Raw genomic sequence first — 17,748 nt, forward strand, 5'->3', positions numbered from 1 at the left:
GCATCCTTTGGAACTATTCAATTTAACACCGTGGATATATGCCGTATTTAAAAGACAATACAACAATGACAGGTAGATTAGAAAACGAAATCAAAGTCATACTAAAAAATCTAGCTGAGAAAAATTTTATTATGTGGGATGGAAACCATCCAGATACTTCAGGGATAGGAAGATGAACCTCCTGCACAATCAAGTAATTCATTCAATGATTATAACAATCACTTCTTATAAAAACTCACAAAAAACTCACAAAAACTCCGTTCCACTGTGAACGGATATAAATATTGAAACTATTAATCTAGCATCTTTACTTATAAATCAATAGATACGATTATGCAAACGACTATAAATCTACCTGTAAAATGGGCGGCATGATGTAATTGGCTGAAAAGCCAATTGTTTCATAGCTCTATAGAAGAGGCTTTGTACAAATTCATTGAATTTGTACAAAGCCTTTTTTGCATGTTATTTTCGCCGGCAAAAATGTCTTAATGTAGTTAAACTTCCGATGAGGTATCGTAGTAGTCACGATAAATCAGGAGGATGGCCCACTTTGGTTGCCTATTCCTCTTCACCATAGGAGGCAGGATAAGATGAAGTCTGAACAAAACAAGACGTTGCATTTGCATGACGGCGGTGACGGTGGTTCTGCAAAGGGGATAGAGCTGGAAGATCTGGACCGAGGCTTGGTTGCGGCGGCAACATCGGAAGGTATCTTTCTCAGCTGGCGGTTGCTGGGTACAGAAGTGACAGGATTTTCGGCGCAAGGCATGGTAGGGGCAGATTTCAACCTATATCGGGATGGTGTCTGCATTGCGACCGTTTGTGATAGTACGAATTATTTGGATCGCAGTGGAAGTGGTTCTTCCGTATATTTGGTTTGTGCCGTTGAATATGGACAAGAGGTGGACCGCAGTGAAGAGGTGACGCCTTGGGAAAGCGACTATTATGAGCTTCCACTGCGCAAGCCTGCTGATGGAGTGACGCCAAGTGGCGAGCATTACACATATGCAGCAAATGATATGAGTGTTGGGGATGTGGACGGGGATGGTCAGTATGAGTTTTTCGTCAAATGGGATCCGTCCAATTCCAAGGATGTCTCGCATTCGGGATATACGGGACCCGTTTATCTTGACTGCTATAAGCTGGATGGTCGCCTGCTGTATCGGATTGATCTTGGGGTTAATATAAGGGCTGGCGCGCATTATACACAGTTCTTGGTCTATGATTTTGATGGGGATGGTAAAGCGGAACTCATGCTAAAAACAGCGCCAGGCACTAAAGTGATCACCTACGATCAGGAAGGCTGTGGCGCATCGGAAGACTATATTACGATGCCGGTGGAAGATTTGGCTTCCGGGTACAGCCATGAGGACGATTATCGCATGAGCAGTAAGGATTATTTTGAACATGTCGTGCACATGTTCATGGGGTGGCATGCGCATGAGGAAGTGGCGGCTGGCAATTGGCCCGAAACGCTGGAGGCATGTTTTGGTATTGAACCGGCCTATCCGTATCCGCTGTCACGGGAAGATGCCGAGCAACTGACGAATCACTTCATGGATGTGTACGCGCCAAGCCGCAGCAGCCGAAATCAGCTGCGCTCGTTCGAGGGATTTATCGTCAAGGGGCCGGAATATTTGACGGTGTTTCAAGGGGAGACAGGCGCGGAGCTGCAGACTGTTCACTATAAGCCAGGTCGTCAGGATGACGGCCTGATGTGGGGTGATTACGCCTGGAACCGCATTGAGCCCGGCAATCGGGTGGATCGTTTCCTTGCTGGCGTGGGCTATCTTGATGGCCGTAAGCCGCATGCGATTTTTGCGCGTGGTTATTATACACGTGCGGCGGTTGCGACGTATACGTGGGATGGGGCGCAGCTACAAGAGCACTGGTTCATTGACAGCGGATGGGTCCCGATGAACAATCCGTTTAACGATACGCTGAAGCAACAGGATGGTCGCAGCGAGCAGTGGGGCAGCCTAGCGAAGCAGGGAGCGCATTCTTTGAGCATAGCAGACGTGGATGGCGACGGCTGTGACGAAATCATTTATGGGGCAGCAACGATCGACCATGATGGTACGATTTTATACAGTTCAAGAGGGATCCTGACGGAAGGAAGTGCAGCACCAGGGAAATCGGCGAAGCTGGGGCATGGAGATGCGCTTCATGTGGCTAATATCGATCCGGATCGGCCAGGACTTGAGATTTTTATGGTGCATGAAAGCGGTGTATGGGGACCCTTCGGGTACACAATGCGTGATGCAGCGACAGGCGAGGTGCTGTATGGCGGTTATGCCACAGAGGATGTTGGACGTGGAATGGTGGGGCAAGTCGACCCATCTCATCGTGGGCTCCAGACATGGGCAAGTGAGAGTTACACGAGTGATGACGCTTTCGGTTTACTGACAGCAACGGGAGAAAGGATCAGCCAGCAGGTACCGGGGACGAATATGCGTATTCAATGGGCAGCAGATATGACAACTCAAATCATCAGCGGCAGCTTCGATCAGTCGGTTGTAATCGATGATTGGAAGCGAGGCCGTCTGCTGACAGCGGAAGGGACTTGCAGTAATAACGGGACGAAGGGCAATCCTTGCCTAGTCGCGGATGTGTTTGGGGACTGGCGAGAAGAATTGCTGGTCCGAACGTCGGACAGCTCCGCCATTCGAATTTACCTCAGTACAGAGCCCACAGATCGCAAATTGTATACGCTGATGCATGATAGACAGTACAGAACTGGCGTCGCCTGGCAAAATGTCGTGTACAATCAGCCATGCTATACGAGCTTTTACATGGCATCTGATCTGGATTGGTCTAAGGTTCCGATTCCTAATCTTAAGAAAGTGTAGGGTTGGAGCCTGGCTACTTTAAGTCTGCTTGGACATTTAACTGCTTGGCCCATGCGCATCAGCCCATTTATAGGAAAGATAGGCATTGGTACACTCTCTGGACTAGGGTTAGACGTATACTATCTCATACTAACAGAGGAGTTGACGCATTCATGGCTTTACAACCAAATCAAGGAAAACAATTTCAGTGTCCACCTGCTGACCCGATAATGACAGATCCAGAAAGAGTAGTTAGAGATTTTTATCATCCGCAAAAGGTTCAAGTCATTCATCCGATTCAAATTGTGAATCGCCATCACTGTGTCCCGGTATATGAGCATGTGTATACGTGTACCGAAACCGATGAGTATTGCGGAACTCACCCGCACCCGCATCAAGGTATGCTCAGGAAGTAACCACAAAGCACTTCTCGCTAGGAATCATTCGTTGATTCTGGCGGGGGGTGTTTTTTTGTAGGGGGAATTGATTATATAATGGTGGAAGGAAGTTGAATGGGGTAACGGGGGATAGGGAATTATGCAAGAATTAGTCGTAGACTGGTCGTATTGGATGGAGCGGATACGTCCTAAGTTTGATAAAGTAATCCTCGCGAGAGGTTGGGCATATTTCAACGAAGGTGCTGTTAGAGATATTCAAGTAGAAGGTACTTCAATAATAAAAGCAAGAGTGGACGGAACCAAAAGCTACAAGGTTACTTTGGATCTCAAGAGCTTCACAAGAAGCGGTTGCACGTGTCCATACGGATACTATTGTAAGCATATGGCTGCCGTATTGTTTGAAGTGGCGAAGCAGGAAGGGTATGATCCGGAGGAACTTCGGTCAGGTAAGATGAAGCTGTCGAGTGTAGCGTCCGATATTCCGCAAAAGTCAAAAACAAGGGATAGACTGCCGGAGCCAACGGATAGCTGTGAAATGTGGCGGTCTTATTTTCATAAACAATATAGCTCGGCGAAAATTTATAATTCTTTCAGCCTTGAGGAAGTGTGTCTTCGGGCTTGGCGAGAGCTGAATAAACAGGCCGACACCTGGGGACCAACCATTAGAGGTTTGTACGATGTCCAAGTGGCGCTATATGTGGTCAAGCTGTGCGATACGCTGGCAGGCCCGAAGACGAATACGTATGATTATTTTCAAAATACGAACTATTACGTTAAACGTGTTCTGAGCCATGCCCGTGAGCAGTTGGAAGCAACGCTTCATGAGTTAGATGTGAACCAGGCATACGAGCAGTATGCTGGACATATGAAGGAGTTATCCGATTATCTAGCAGATCTATGCGAGAAGGGTTCGGAGTCGTACCTTTATGAATGGATCGATTTGTATAAGCTGTTGTGGTCCCAACTATTTCAGAATAAGGACATGCTGGAGTTAGAAAAAACAAGACTGAGGCAACTGCTGGCAGATTCGCAAGCGAGTCAACATATGTATGAAGTTGCTGCCTTTGCTTCTATTCATTTGGATATTAGCCGAGGTGAGGATGAAAATGCCTGGGAACGAGCAGAAAGCGGGATGGTACATATTGATTCAGACTATTGGTTCGATTATTTGAACGGATTTATTTTTGAAAGTCAGTGGGACCGTTTGTTGAACTGGTTGCGGTGGTTGAAGCCGAGGCTGGGGTGGAGTGAGCGAGTATATGCGGATGAAATTCTACATTACTGGCGTTTGGCAGCGGAACAGCGAGATGTAGAGAAAGAGCAGCGGGAGGTCATGGTAACGCTTTTGCCTGCGAGTTATGATCACTATGCCGAATTCCTAGTAACAAAGGGTGAATACCAGGAATGGGCGGATCTCTGTCTGCTCTTGGATTTAACGACCGTACAAATAGATGCAGCGCAGCTAAAACTCGTCGAAAAAGCCAATGTTCGCTACCTGCTGCCGATCTATCATCATGCCATTGAAGCCTATATTCAGGGGAAAAACCGTGCCGATTACATACTAGCGATTAAATTATTGAAGAAATTAGCGGCTGCTTATAAAAAACTGAAGCTAACACCTCGTTTTGAAGCATACTTGGGGCAAATCGTTAAGCAATATGCTCGTTATCGCGCTTTTAATGAGGAATTACGGAGAGGAAACTTGATTCCATGATAGCCTTGTCACCGATTTATATGAGAATGCAGAGGCTGCCTTCAGGGAGCTTTGCTCTATATGGCGAAACGGAGGATGCGAACGAGGTTCCGGGTTATATGCTGCGTAAGCTGCTTTTTGCCTGGCATGAACGCTCATTCTATGGGACGCAATTGGAAGTCACGCGGATTTCTTATGGTGATGCGATTGTGCTTTCTCCTGCTATGGCGTTGGATTATATGCGTGCTCCCGGTATGCTGCTTCATAGCCGACTTTCTTGGGAAGAGGGAATTATCGAGCTGCAAAAAGGAGCGGCCATCCTTGGTGAGGCACTTGATGCTGGGTGGTATGTGCCATCCTACGAGCTTTGGCTCGAAGGTATCAACGGTTGGAAGCTGCGACTGCCTGAGGGGCAAGTTGATAGATTAAAGGAGCTGAGCGCGGGTGCGTTTCCGGAAAGCTTTTGGCAGAGATGGTTTAGCTTAGTTGTCAATGAGATGCTGGAGACGGATCCGGATTTCAGACTATCTCATGTGTGGAATGGATTAGCTCAGGGGAATAGCCTACTGCGAGTGAATGATCAGGGCTTTGAAGCATTGCAGAGTGAGGCTGCCTGGATGCAGGAAGCGGATTGGTTGTTCGCAATTGGGTGGACGCAGGATGACGGCGCCTATCGAATATGTGTGCAACTGGTTGAGCCCTATGCGGAGACCTATGTCGATGGGACAACGAAAGCGAAGGACAACGCAGCGGATTGGCGCTTGCGTTTTATTGCACAGGATCGCCGGGATGCGAACCGATTTGTTGAATTTAGTTCCACGGGCAATGTGCTGGTGGGTGATGTACCACTTGATTGGAAGACAGACATTGCGGATAAGCTTCAAGAGCAAATAAAGCGTGTTTTGCGGATGCTGCCTTGGCTGGAGAGTGCCTACCAACCAGGCAAAATCATCGAGCAATTGTCGGATGATGAGGCTTGGACATTTTTAACGGAATCGAGCATGCAACTGGTGGCAGCGGGTATCTCTGTCTTTTTACCCTCGTGGTGGGAAGAAATTCAGAAGATGAATCGTCCTCAGTTGAAGGCGAAAATCAAAAGCTCCGTGGGCTCAACACGCAAAGCGATGTTCGGGATGGATCAGATCGTGCAGTTCGATTGGCGAATCGCTCTGGGCGGCGTAGATTTGACTGAGGAAGAATTTAGGCAAATGGCGTTAGCGAAAAAACGCTTGATCTACATCCGCGGCAAATGGGTGCAGCTGGATCCTGCTCATTTGGAGCAAATTCGCGATGCGATGAAGCAGGTAGAGAGGAAAAAAGGCTTGTCCTTCCGGGATGTGTTGGAGATGCATCTGATGGAGGATGAGGAAGAGAGAGGCATGGCGGGCGCTGAGAAGGGGAAAGCTGTCGCAATTAAAGTAGAGCTCAATACGCATTTGCGGGGTTTGATGAAACAGTTGGGACAAACCAAAACGATTCCGCTTGTTGGTAAGATTGAGGATTTACGTGCAGAGCTCAGGCCCTATCAAGTGCACGGGGTGTCGTGGCTTTTGTTCCTTCGTAGCTTAGGGTTAGGTGGATGTCTTGCGGATGATATGGGATTGGGGAAGACGATCCAGTTTATTGGGTATTTGTTGAGGGTGCGGGATGGAAAAGAAGGAGAACCAAGATTAAAACCTTCCCTGCTCATATGTCCGACTTCGGTGTTGGGGAATTGGCAGAAGGAGTTGGCTCGATTTGCTCCTTCATTGCAAGTTCACCTGCACTATGGTGCACAGCGCGCGAAGGGAGAGGCTTTTGAAGCTTCGCTTGGGAAGGCGGACTTGGTGATAACCTCCTATACGCTCGCGCAGTTGGATGAAGAGGAGTTGTCGAGCGTTACATGGGATACCCTTTGTTTGGATGAGGCGCAAAATATAAAGAATGCTTATACCAAGCAGTCGCAGGCAATTCGTAAGCTAGAAGCAGGACAGCGAATTGCGCTGACGGGCACGCCGGTTGAGAACCGATTGACCGAGTTGTGGTCGATTTTTGACTTCGTGAATCCGGGGTACCTGGGGACATTGACCCATTTTAACCGCCAGTATGTAGGTCCGATTGAGAAAAATGGCGATGGCGCAAAGGAACTGACAGCACGTGTACAACGGTTGGTTCGACCTTTCTTGCTAAGAAGATTGAAGAAGGATCCCGCGATTCAGCTGGACTTGCCGGATAAATATGAGGGGAAAACGTATGTGCGGCTGACCACTGAGCAGGGGGCGCTGTATGAGAATGTCGTGCAGACCTTGATGGAGAGAATTGAGGACTCGAGTGGGATCGAGAAGAAGGGCCTCATTCTTACCTCGCTGATGAAGTTGAAGCAGATTTGTGATCATCCGGGGTTGTTCTTAAAGGAGATTGGTGGAGCGGGCGCGAGCCCGGTGGCAAAGGCTGGGCGTGGCGCGTTCGCCGCCGCGGAGATGAGAGCACGCTCAGCGAAGCTGGAGCGGCTGGTTGAAATGATAGACGAACTCAGGAGCGAAGGAGGCAGCTGCCTCATCTTCACTCAGTTCGTCGAGATGGGCCACCTGCTGCAGGCTACGCTTGCGCAGGCGTTGGGTGAACCCGTGCAGTTTTTGCACGGGGGTGTAAGTGCAGCGAAGCGCGATGCGATGATCGCGCGCTTCCAAGACGCGACGCTCCCTGCGGAGGAGCGTTGCCATATCTTCATCCTCTCGCTGAAAGCAGGAGGAACGGGGTTGAACCTCACAGCGGCGAATCACGTGTTCCACTACGACCGCTGGTGGAATCCGGCCGTGGAGAATCAGGCCACGGACCGGGCTTTTCGCATCGGGCAAACGCGCAGCGTGCAGGTGCACAAGTTTGTCACGCTCGGCACGCTCGAAGAGCGGATCGACGAGATGATCGAGCGTAAGCAGGGCCTCAGTGACCAAATCGTCGGCACCGGCGAGAACTGGGTCACGGAGATGTCGGCGAGCGAGCTGCGCGAGCTTTTTGCTTTGAGGCGGGAGTGGATGGAGAGGTAGTTTGTATAATAAAAAGCGCCACATCGCTGTGGCGCTTTTGCTTATTTTGCTGGGAAAACAGCTGCAAGAATGGCATCGACATTTTGCTTCTCAGCTGGATCCTTGGCGATAAGTTTGTTCATTAATGCTTGATCTGGGGTACCTTGCTTCTGCATGATAGCTAGATACCAACGGATGATTAGACGATTCACTTGGTCATCCATATTTTCAGTGATGTACGGCTGGATTATTGCGGCAGCACCTTTATAATCGGCGCGCATATAGCTGATTTGTCCTATGTTGAGTGCCATCGATGGCGTGACTGCAAACTCTCGACCTTGCAATTGTTCTTTCGGTAGGTTTTTTAACGAATCAATGCGTATTAGTACATCCTTATATGTGGCTAGTGCACTATCCAATCTTTTGTTGAATTCTTGAGTGTTACTTTTCGTATTTGCTTGGTTCGCAAGATCAATATTCAAGGAAATACTCTTCTCATACATATCCATATACCATGGGTAGTTAGGCATTTGAGCGTTAGACCATTCGAGTGCTCCCTGTTGATTGCCTTTGATGAGAAGCATATTCAGCTGCTGCATGGCTACTGCACGATTATGTGGTTCTTTTTTCAAAAGCTGACTCATGAGATCCTGAGCTTGGTTGAAGAATGGCTCACTCTTCTTCGGATCATTCGGGTTTTCCTTCTGCATTTGATTGTAAACACTAAGTAGTATTCCAATTCGACTAACTTGACCAGTCAGTAAGTAGTCTGGATGAGCAGGATGCAAAGAAATGGCCTTGTCGAGCGGTGTTGCAATCTGATTATAATCTGTACTCGTTTTAACAACCTCAACAGCTTGTCTATAGGAACCGTTGGCTGACAGAATTTGAGCAGAAATAAAGAACATAACAAGAGACAGAACCGCGATACTTGCAGGGAAAAGCTTGTGGATCACGGCTGAATTAGATTTCAAATTCAGTTCACCTGAAGAACTGTTGCTGAGCATCCCGCCAAGAGCGAGGAATAGGATAGCTCCTAAGTATACATAGCTCAAATCAAAGTCAATCATACTGTGGACCAAAAGAGAAATCATGATAATGAAAAATACGAAGTGTAAATCTCGCTTTTCTTGTGAGCTTCGGATATAGCTTCGAATGTAGAGCCAGCTTACTGCAATAACGAAGCCAATAAAAGCTAGGAAGCCTAACGCGCCAGCTTCAACTAAGTATTGTAGCGCAAAGTTATGTGCCTGACGGCTTGTGTATGGGTTATTTTGATACTTTTCATAAAGGGAAGCCCAGGCTCCACCACCAGCGCCAATGATCGGATATTCGGACCAGAGCTTTACAGCATCTTTATAAAATGTTCCGCGCTCCAAAACACTGTGTTGCTGGAAGTTAATATTCTCTACCCGCGTTTTCACGTTATCGGGAAGAATGTTTTTCAAGCCAGTGTCGCTTAAGAGTAAGATGGCACCAAGCAAACCAATAACTATCGCAGCTACTGGGAGAATGAACGTTGCGAACTTTTTAGAATCAAAACGAGCTGTCACACGCTCCAACCAAGGCTCTAGGTAGCGTTGAATAACGAATGATAGTGCGGCGAAGACTATGGATGCTAGCAGCAAAATCCACCAGCCATGCCAAGATTCTGAAGTGCTAGGTTTCGTTTGAAGTCCAATGCCGATATCCGTTATTTTTTGCAAGATAATCAGAGAAGTGACGAATGCTAATCCGAGTTGTAGGAGAGCTAGGATTTGCCTGCTCATTTTGAAGAAAAACATCATGATAAGGAATACCACAGGGATTACCACAATGGCTCCACGAGATAGCGTTAACCAGAATGAAATAATCGTTGGAATCAGTAAGAACGCATTGGTAAGTACGACATACCATTTCCGTGATTTACTAATGAAGAAAATGGCGCTAAGTGTTAAGGTTATTAAAAAGGCAGCATACGTGTTGGCATATTGGAAAACGGAAGTTAATCGAAAGCCGTTGGAGTCTGACATAACAGCATCGCGGTATAAGTTCGTATCCGTTCCATCCATTAAAGCAAACCATCCGACAAGGTGTCCGGCAAAGGTTTTGTTGCCTAACCAGTACATAAGACCGAATAACACGATGAAATATCCCGATATCATAAATAAACGGGCAACAATCGACACACCAAGCTTGTTTTTTGTCAAAAATACACCTAAAATGAAGAAGGTTGCATACAGCATTTGGATGTAAACCATATTAGTTGCCAAATAGTGCGAAGCTGCGTTCGACAATGAGATAACATACGTAAGAGGCATCATGAAGACGAGAATAGTAACGAGGTCTTTCTTTTCTTGAAGCTTAAACACAAAAAATGCTAGGATCGCAACAAGCAATAGGATAATGGAGGACCACACAGAAGCGGAGTAAATACTTCTCTCAAACTCTGATGTACCGCCATTAAACAGCGCCCTTTGAAAAGGTGCCCAGAACATGAATAAGCCCGTAAATACAGCTAATATCCAAAAGATGATAGAGCTTTTATCAGTTGTTATCGTTCCATTCGATTTTGCACGCGAAGCCGCGTATGCATTTTTACTTGCACTCATTCCAAATAGTCTCCTTCTTCGCTAAAGTTCGACTTTATTTTAGCATACTGGAAGAGGGTTTCCAAATGATTTTGAGATTGGATAAGAAGATAATAAAAAGGAGGAAGTATAATTGAAAGGAATAGTTTTAGCTGGGGGTAGTGGAACACGATTGTATCCCTTAACAAATGTAATTTCAAAACAGTTGCTTCCTATTTACGATAAACCTATGATTTATTATTCATTATCTGTACTTTTATTAGCTGGTATTAGAGAAATATTAATCATTTCAACACCAAATGACACACCTAAATATGAAAAGCTTTTTGGGGATGGTTCCCAATTGGGAATTGAAATTAAATATGCCATACAAGAAAATCCCAATGGTTTGGCAGAAGCATTTATTATTGGTGAAGATTTTATTGCTCAAGATAGTGTTGCTTTAGTTCTTGGGGATAATATTTTTTATGGTCATAAATTCACAGAATTGCTTGCAAAAGCCCGGAAATGTAACGTTGGGGCTACTATTTTCGGGTATGCAGTGAAGGATCCAAAACGTTTTGGTGTTATTGAGTTTGATAATAATTATAAAGCAGTTTCAATTATAGAAAAGCCGGAGTATCCAAAATCTTCTTATGCCGTAACCGGGCTTTATTTCTACGATAATCAAGTTATTGAGATTGCGAAATCAATTAAACCCTCAAGTAGAGGGGAATTAGAAATAACAGATATTAATCAAATATATCTAGAAAAAGGTCAGTTAAATGTTGAACTTCTAGGAAGGGGATTTGCTTGGCTAGACACAGGGACTCATGAATCGTTATTAGAGGCTTCACAATTTATCCAAACAATTGAAAATAGACAAAGTTTAAAAGTTGCTTGCATTGAGGAAATTGTTTTTCGTATGGGTTATATTAATGAAGAACAATTGAACAAACTAGCCACGCCTCTAAGTAAAAACGAATATGGTCAGTATTTACTAAGAATTTTAGAAAGCTATAGGACAGAGGAATCTTATAATTTATTTATATAAAAGGGAGACCGTATAGTAATGAAAATTCTTTTATTTGGAGGGTTCGGTTTACTTGGAAATGATATTTATAGTTTTTTAACTGAATGTGGTCACTCTGTGTTTAGATTCCAAAAAAATGAATTGAATTTGTTGGATATTAGTTTAGTCCGAGAAATGATAAATGAAATAAATCCAGAAATAATTATTAATTCAGCAGGTTATACGAATGTAAATGGGGCTGAGTTAAATTATAAAGATGCCATTGATGGAAATGTTAAATCACTACATTTGCTTGTTGAAGTCATTAGTAAGTTAGATATACCTCTTATATATTTTAGTACCGATTATATTTTTGATGGAGTTAAGAATATACCGTATGTCGAGAACGACTTTCCGAATCCATTGAATTTCTATGGCTGGACAAAATTCATGGCAGAACAGGTAATTCAAGCGAATCTAGAGCAGTTTTATATTATCAGAACGGCATGGTTATTTGGCAACAATGGGAATTGTTTTCCTAAGACAATTATTACTATGCTAAAAAATAAGCAAAAGATAAGAGTTGTTAGTGATCAAATTGGAAGCCCTACATATACAATGGATATTGCAAGGATGATACCTAACATATTTAAAATGCCATTTGGTATATACCATTTATCCAATAAAGGTGAAGTATCTTGGTATCATTATTCAAAATTAATTGCAAAGTACGGTGGCTTTTCTACTGATCTTATCGAGCCAATAAAATCGGAAGAGAATGCAAGTGTTCCCAAAAGACCAAGCTATAGTGTACTTGATAGCTCTAAAATAGTAAAATGCGCTAGTAGTGAAATTAGAGGATTCGAAGAAGCATTGAAAGAATTCATGCTAATTTTAGTATAAATTTATAAATATATAACTTAAGGAGAAATGATAAGATGTCAATTCAGTTATTCGTACCTACTTTTCGTGTTGAGGAATGTCTTGAGGAAATAAGAGAGTGCTTAGAAAAAGGATGGACTGGACTTGGGTTCAAAACAGTGCAATTTGAAGATGAGTGGAAAAAATATACTGGATTAAAGAATGCGCATTTTCTAAATTCTGCTACTGTCGGTTTAAGTTTAGCACTGAAAATATTGAAAATGGAAAATGAATGGAATGATGGAGATGAGGTAATTACTACTCCACTAACTTTTGTTTCAACCAATCATGCTATTGTCTATGAGAACTTACAACCTGTTTTCGCAGATGTTGATGACTCATTATGTTTAGATCCCGCTGATGTGGAGAAGAAAATAACAAGTAAAACCAAAGCTGTGCTTTTTGTTGGGCTTGGAGGTAACGTAGGGCAATATTCGAAAATTGTAGAACTGTGCCAAAAAAATGGATTGAAATTAATTTTGGATGCAGCTCATATGGCTGGCACGCGTGTTAATTCAGAAATCCCAGGTAAAGAAGCGGATGTGGTCGTATATTCCTTTCAAGCAGTTAAAAATCTTCCTACAGCCGATTCAGGGATGATTTGTTTTAAAGAACAAAAAAATGATGAAATATGTAGAAAGCTATCTTGGCTTGGAATCAATAAAGATACTTTCGCAAGATCAGGAGAAAAAGGAGCATACAAATGGAAGTATGATGTTGAATACGTAGGATATAAGTACCATGGCAATTCAATTATGGCAGGAATTGGACTAGTTCAACTAAAATACCTTGATCAAGATAATGCATATCGCCGGCAATTAGCCGAATGGTATGATGAGCAATTTAAGCTGTTCCCTGATAAGTTACGTATTATTTCTGTTACTGAAGGGTGCGAAGCATCTAGACATCTATATATAATAGAGGTAGACAACAGAGATGAATTACTTCATGATCTAAATGAATTTGAGATATATCCTGGAGTACATTACCGTGATAATACTGAATATAGGATGTATAGTTACGCAAAAGGTACGTGCCCGAATTCTCTATATCTAAGTGAAAGAATTCTTTCTTTGCCAATGCACTTAAGAATGACTAAAGAAGATGTTGATTTTATTTGTGAAAAAGTAATTGCATGTTTGACATCCAAAATCCTGTGAGGTAAAAGTTATGTTTGAAAGTTTTAGAGAGATTTATAAGTTTAGAGATGTGATTTATAATTTTGTTTCTCAAGAGTTAAAAGTGAAATATAAAGGTTCATTTCTTGGTTTCTTTTGGTCTTTATTAAATCCTTTGTTAACTATGACTGTAACAAGTATAGTATTCGCATCAATAATGAAGTTTCAACTTAAAGATTTTATTGTTTTTGTATTTTCAGCAATGCTGCCTTGGGGGTTTATTGCCGCTTCGATCGATGGAGCGGCAAATTCAATCATTAGTGCTGAGGGATATATTAAAAAAGTATATTTACCTAAAATGGTGTTTCCAATCTCAAATGTGTTGTCTAATTTTATTAACACCATGTTTTCCATGATTTCTTTAATTATTATTTTGCTATTTATTGGATATGATCCTAAAGTTACAGTGTTTTTCCTACCCATATCTTTTTTAATAATAATATTAATGTCATTTGGATTTAGTTTAATTCTATCGACATTAACTGTTTTTTTTAGAGACATGCGATATATAATTGGAGTTGTTTTGTCTACTCTTTTCTATTTGACAGCAATTATTTATCCAATTGAGGCTGTACCAAAGCCTTATTCTTATTTAATAAAATTCAATCCTTTTTACCATTTTATAATGCTATTTAGAGATCCATTATATTATGGGAAAATGCCATCTTTAAGTAATGTTCTTATTTGTTTAATAATAACATTTGCTGTTCTTTTTTTAGGGATAGTAATATTCCGGAAAAATGAAAAAAAATTCGTATACAAATTATAGGGTGGAATAGAGCATGACTTATGTGAAATTTAATAATGTCGGATTAAAATTCCAGTTGTATAAAGACAAAGGGATTACTCTAAAAGAAACATTAATTAATTTATTTAAGAAAAGAAATTATTATAAGAACAGTGATTTTTGGGCGTTGAAAGATATGTCATTTGAAATTAGTTCAGGACAAAGAGTTGGAATTATTGGTAATAATGGTGCGGGAAAAAGCAGTTTACTTAAACTATTAACTAAAATTTATGAACCTACAACCGGGGAAATAGTCTGTCAGGGGAAGGTAGCACCATTAATAGAACTAGGTGCTGGGTTTAATCCCGAACTTTCTGGATATGAAAATATTTTTTTAAATGGCGCTATTATGGGGAAATCTAAAAAAGAAATGCAAAAGCTTGCAGATAATATAATTAAGTTTGCAGAATTAGAAGAGTTTATTCATACTCCTATAAAATATTATTCAACAGGTATGTATATGAGATTAGCTTTCACAATTGCAACAGAAATTTCTCCTGAAATCTTAATAATTGACGAATTATTTGCTGGGGGAGATATTAATTTTATCGATAAAGCAAAAGCAAGGTTAGATAAAATCATTGATGAAAGTCAAATTGTTATAATGGTCTCACATAGCTTAGATTTAGTTCAAAAATTATGTAATAGAGTAATTTTAGTAGAAAAAGGTAGAATTTTATTGGATGGTGAACCAAAGGAAGTTTGTGATTATTATATTAATCTAAACAAGCCGGTGTAATAAGATGAAGCGAATAGCTGTTATTTCTGATATACATGGAAATTTTGAAGCACTATTGGCAGTTATTGAAGATATAAAGAAATTTAATGTTGATGAAATAATATGCCTTGGTGACATTATTGGATATGGACCTAATCCTAACGAGTGCTTAGAATTATTGCTTTCTCGAAGTAACATCAAATTAATCTTAGGAAATCATGAATCGATGTTAATTGGAGAAACTTCTTCAGAAAATTGTAGTCAATTAGGGAAAAAGTCTTGCGATTGGACTAATAATATTGTAAAAAGTGATTATTTGAGTGAAATAAACTCCTTATTTAAGGAAAACTTTGAAAAAGATTCGATACTATTTACTCATGCATCCTATCCATACAACCTAGAATGGAAATATGCATATAATGAGAAGACTTATCATCAAAATTTTGAAATGGAACAAGTTAATCAATATAATTTAATAATATTCGGTCATACACATAGACCACAAATTTATGTTAAATCAACGGCGGATGGAAATGAAATTATTACCAAAATTATCCATAATTTTAAATATAAAATACTAAAAGGTGATAGTACTATATTTTGTAATATTGGAAGTGTAGGCCAGTCTAGAGATGGAAGCACTAAAGCATCATATGTTTTGCTAACTTTAGAACAGAATGAAATTACTATCTTATTTAGAAGAGTAAAATATTCATATTTTACAGTATACAATAAGATAATAAAGAGTGGTTTAGGGAAGGAGATGGCTGATTTTCTTATTCAAGAGAAATGGAGGAAGAAACTTTATGGCTATACTTATTACTGGTGGCAGTGGATTTTTAGGGGAAAACTTAAAAATTAGCCTTGAGCAAGAACAAATTGAATATTTTGCTCCTTCTTCTAATGTAATGAATATTACGGATGAGATTAGTATTAAAAACTATTTGTCTGGTAAAAAGATAGAGGTGGTTATACATTTAGCTGCAAACTCGGATCATAAATCACAAGAATGTTTGGAAACCAATGTTATAGGAACATTTAATTTGGTGAATTCTTGCAAAAATGAACAAGTTAAACATTTTATTTTTTCCTCTACAAACAATGTTTATGATTATCACTGTAAAGGCATTTTTAATGAAATAGATAAACTCAGTAATATGAATCACTACGGGGTATCGAAAATCATGGGTGAATATACAATTCGAGAATTATATCATGATCTCACATACTCGATTTTAAGATTTAGTGATATTTATGGAAATGGTCAAACACAAGGGAATTTAATGAAAAATTTTATTTCAAATGTTATAAATGACTTACCAATAAATATTTATGGCTCAGGGGTTCGTACTAGAGATTATTTATATATTGATGATGCAGTTAATTCAATAATTTTTGCTTTGAAAAATAAATTACATGGAATATTTAATATTAGCACAGGAGTAGGAACAAATATTCTAGAACTTGCTAAAACAGTTAATTTAGTTTTTAACAAAAAAGAACAGTACAATTATATTAATATAGCACATGAAGATAAAACATGTGTAATATTAGATAATAACAAGCTTACTAAAGTAGGGTTCAAACCAAAATTCACTGTACAAGCAGGCTTAGAGGAAATGAGAAGGAGAATGTAAGATGGGGAAAATAAATGTTTTAATAACCGGTGCAGGAAGTACAATGGGATATAGTGTATTGAAAGCGCTAATGAGTTCTAAATATAAAGAACGGATTAATCTAATATTAACAAATAGCGATTCTGATGGGCCAGCTTTTTTCCTTAAACCTTTGGCTCATAAGTGTTATATTGTTCCAATTGCGAAAGATCCAACTTATATACCAACAATGTTGGAAATTTGTAAGGAAAATGAGATTCATATTTTATTTTCTGGAACAGAACATGAGATCTTTGAGTTGTCAAAGAATAGTGATAAATTTCTAAGTAATTCTAATACTGTAGTTATGCTAAGTGATTTAAATGTAATTAATATAGGAACAGATAAACTTAAAACGTATGAATTTTTTGTTGAGAATGGTTTGCCTTTCCCTGAAACAGTATTATTCGACGATTATCAGAAACTAATTGATGAAGTTGGATTTCCTATACTAATGAAACCGAGAATCGCATCTGCTTCTAGAAATATATTTATTGTTAATTCTGTTGATGAATTGATCCAAAAGCAATTTGCCCCTTCAGATCAAATAATTTTGCAACGATACCTAGATAGTGACATTGAGTACACCGTAGAAACTTTTATGGATAAGAGTGGAAGAATCTGCGGGACGATTCCTATGAAAAGAGAATTAAATTTCGGTTTATCGGTGTCAGGAAAAATTGATAGAAATATTGATGTGATTAAAGTTTCTGAAGATGTTACACATGCACTTAAACCAATGGGACCAGTAAATGTTCAATTAAGAGTGGTAAATGGAGAACCAATCCCTTTTGAAATAAACACAAGATTCTCAAGCACGGAATGTGTACGTGCTCATTATGGATTTAATAGTGTTGAAGCTAGTATTTCTAATTTTCTTTTTAATGAAGAAATAACTCTTGAGTACAGAGAAGGAATGTTTATGCGTTATTGGGATGAATGTTATTTTGAAAGTGATGAATACGAAAAATTAGTTGCCAATGGATATTTAATTCGCTGAA

At 40.6% G+C, this 17,748-nt stretch carries 13 protein-coding genes; 12 read left to right on the forward strand and 1 reads right to left on the reverse strand.

Features of this window, described 5'->3' with window-relative positions; genetic code table 11:
• Positions 1-593 precede the first annotated feature (593 nt).
• The 4 genes from J2736_RS16750 (at position 594) to J2736_RS16765 (ending at position 7,948) form a co-directional block, all read left to right on the forward strand.
• Positions 594-2,852 (forward strand): rhamnogalacturonan lyase, encoded by a 2,259-nt coding sequence (locus J2736_RS16750; RefSeq protein WP_310499743.1) that lies wholly within the window; start codon positions 594-596, stop codon positions 2,850-2,852.
• Positions 2,853-3,004: 152 nt separating this feature from the next.
• Complete coding sequence (locus J2736_RS16755; protein ID WP_057315025.1) at positions 3,005-3,247, forward strand: hypothetical protein; 243 nt, start codon at positions 3,005-3,007, stop codon at positions 3,245-3,247.
• A 121-nt stretch (positions 3,248-3,368) separates the two neighbouring features.
• Complete coding sequence (locus tag J2736_RS16760) at positions 3,369-4,943, forward strand: SWIM zinc finger family protein (protein WP_310499744.1); 1,575 nt, start codon at positions 3,369-3,371, stop codon at positions 4,941-4,943.
• Positions 4,940-7,948, forward strand: coding sequence for a DEAD/DEAH box helicase (locus J2736_RS16765; protein WP_310499745.1), 3,009 nt, complete (start codon positions 4,940-4,942; stop codon positions 7,946-7,948). The genes J2736_RS16760 and J2736_RS16765 overlap by 4 nt, the downstream gene beginning before the upstream one ends.
• Positions 7,949-7,989: 41 nt before the next feature.
• Here J2736_RS16765 and J2736_RS16770 read toward each other — a convergent pair whose 3' ends face one another.
• Positions 7,990-10,518: an O-antigen ligase family protein gene (locus J2736_RS16770; protein ID WP_310499746.1), complete on the reverse strand. Its 2,529-nt coding sequence runs from the start codon at positions 10,516-10,518 to the stop codon at positions 7,990-7,992.
• 112 nt (positions 10,519-10,630) lie between these two features.
• On the opposite strand from J2736_RS16770, the gene rfbA reads away from it, so the two are divergent.
• Genes rfbA through J2736_RS16810 form a run of 8 tightly spaced genes read left to right on the forward strand, consistent with a single transcriptional unit; the run spans position 10,631 to position 17,747 of the window.
• Entirely contained in the window at positions 10,631-11,530 is a 900-nt protein-coding gene (gene rfbA, locus J2736_RS16775) for a glucose-1-phosphate thymidylyltransferase RfbA (protein WP_310499747.1), read from the forward strand.
• A gap of 18 nt (positions 11,531-11,548) precedes the next feature.
• Positions 11,549-12,391: a dTDP-4-dehydrorhamnose reductase gene (gene rfbD, locus J2736_RS16780; protein ID WP_310499748.1), complete on the forward strand. Its 843-nt coding sequence runs from the start codon at positions 11,549-11,551 to the stop codon at positions 12,389-12,391.
• Positions 12,392-12,426: 35 nt separating this feature from the next.
• Entirely contained in the window at positions 12,427-13,569 is a 1,143-nt protein-coding gene (locus J2736_RS16785; protein ID WP_310499749.1) for a DegT/DnrJ/EryC1/StrS family aminotransferase, read from the forward strand.
• Between the two features lie 10 nt (positions 13,570-13,579).
• Positions 13,580-14,356: an ABC transporter permease gene (locus tag J2736_RS16790; protein WP_310499750.1), complete on the forward strand. Its 777-nt coding sequence runs from the start codon at positions 13,580-13,582 to the stop codon at positions 14,354-14,356.
• 13 nt (positions 14,357-14,369) lie between these two features.
• Positions 14,370-15,113, forward strand: a complete 744-nt coding sequence (locus J2736_RS16795; protein WP_310499751.1) for an ABC transporter ATP-binding protein — start codon at positions 14,370-14,372, stop codon at positions 15,111-15,113.
• A gap of 4 nt (positions 15,114-15,117) precedes the next feature.
• Positions 15,118-15,954 (forward strand): metallophosphoesterase family protein, encoded by an 837-nt coding sequence (locus tag J2736_RS16800; RefSeq protein ID WP_310499752.1) that lies wholly within the window; start codon positions 15,118-15,120, stop codon positions 15,952-15,954.
• Complete coding sequence (locus J2736_RS16805) at positions 15,899-16,729, forward strand: NAD-dependent epimerase/dehydratase family protein (RefSeq protein WP_310499753.1); 831 nt, start codon at positions 15,899-15,901, stop codon at positions 16,727-16,729. The genes J2736_RS16800 and J2736_RS16805 overlap by 56 nt, the downstream gene beginning before the upstream one ends.
• Position 16,730: 1 nt before the next feature.
• Positions 16,731-17,747 (forward strand): ATP-grasp domain-containing protein, encoded by a 1,017-nt coding sequence (locus J2736_RS16810; protein WP_310499754.1) that lies wholly within the window; start codon positions 16,731-16,733, stop codon positions 17,745-17,747.
• Position 17,748: the final 1 nt, after the last annotated feature.

Source organism: Paenibacillus qinlingensis (assembly GCF_031455095.1).
Taxonomy (GTDB): domain Bacteria; phylum Bacillota; class Bacilli; order Paenibacillales; family NBRC-103111; genus Paenibacillus_E; species Paenibacillus_E qinlingensis_A.

Coding starts and splice junctions, on each gene's coding strand:
- J2736_RS16750 (WP_310499743.1), top strand. CDS start 594: ATGAAGTCTGAACAAAACAAGACGTTGCATTTGCATGACGGCGGTGAC.
- J2736_RS16755 (WP_057315025.1), top strand. CDS start 3,005: ATGGCTTTACAACCAAATCAAGGAAAACAATTTCAGTGTCCACCTGCT.
- J2736_RS16760 (WP_310499744.1), top strand. CDS start 3,369: ATGCAAGAATTAGTCGTAGACTGGTCGTATTGGATGGAGCGGATACGT.
- J2736_RS16765 (WP_310499745.1), top strand. CDS start 4,940: ATGATAGCCTTGTCACCGATTTATATGAGAATGCAGAGGCTGCCTTCA.
- J2736_RS16770 (WP_310499746.1), bottom strand. CDS start 10,518: ATGAGTGCAAGTAAAAATGCATACGCGGCTTCGCGTGCAAAATCGAAT.
- rfbD (WP_310499748.1), top strand. CDS start 11,549: ATGAAAATTCTTTTATTTGGAGGGTTCGGTTTACTTGGAAATGATATT.
- J2736_RS16785 (WP_310499749.1), top strand. CDS start 12,427: ATGTCAATTCAGTTATTCGTACCTACTTTTCGTGTTGAGGAATGTCTT.
- J2736_RS16790 (WP_310499750.1), top strand. CDS start 13,580: ATGTTTGAAAGTTTTAGAGAGATTTATAAGTTTAGAGATGTGATTTAT.
- J2736_RS16795 (WP_310499751.1), top strand. CDS start 14,370: ATGACTTATGTGAAATTTAATAATGTCGGATTAAAATTCCAGTTGTAT.
- J2736_RS16800 (WP_310499752.1), top strand. CDS start 15,118: ATGAAGCGAATAGCTGTTATTTCTGATATACATGGAAATTTTGAAGCA.
- J2736_RS16805 (WP_310499753.1), top strand. CDS start 15,899: ATGGCTATACTTATTACTGGTGGCAGTGGATTTTTAGGGGAAAACTTA.
- J2736_RS16810 (WP_310499754.1), top strand. CDS start 16,731: ATGGGGAAAATAAATGTTTTAATAACCGGTGCAGGAAGTACAATGGGA.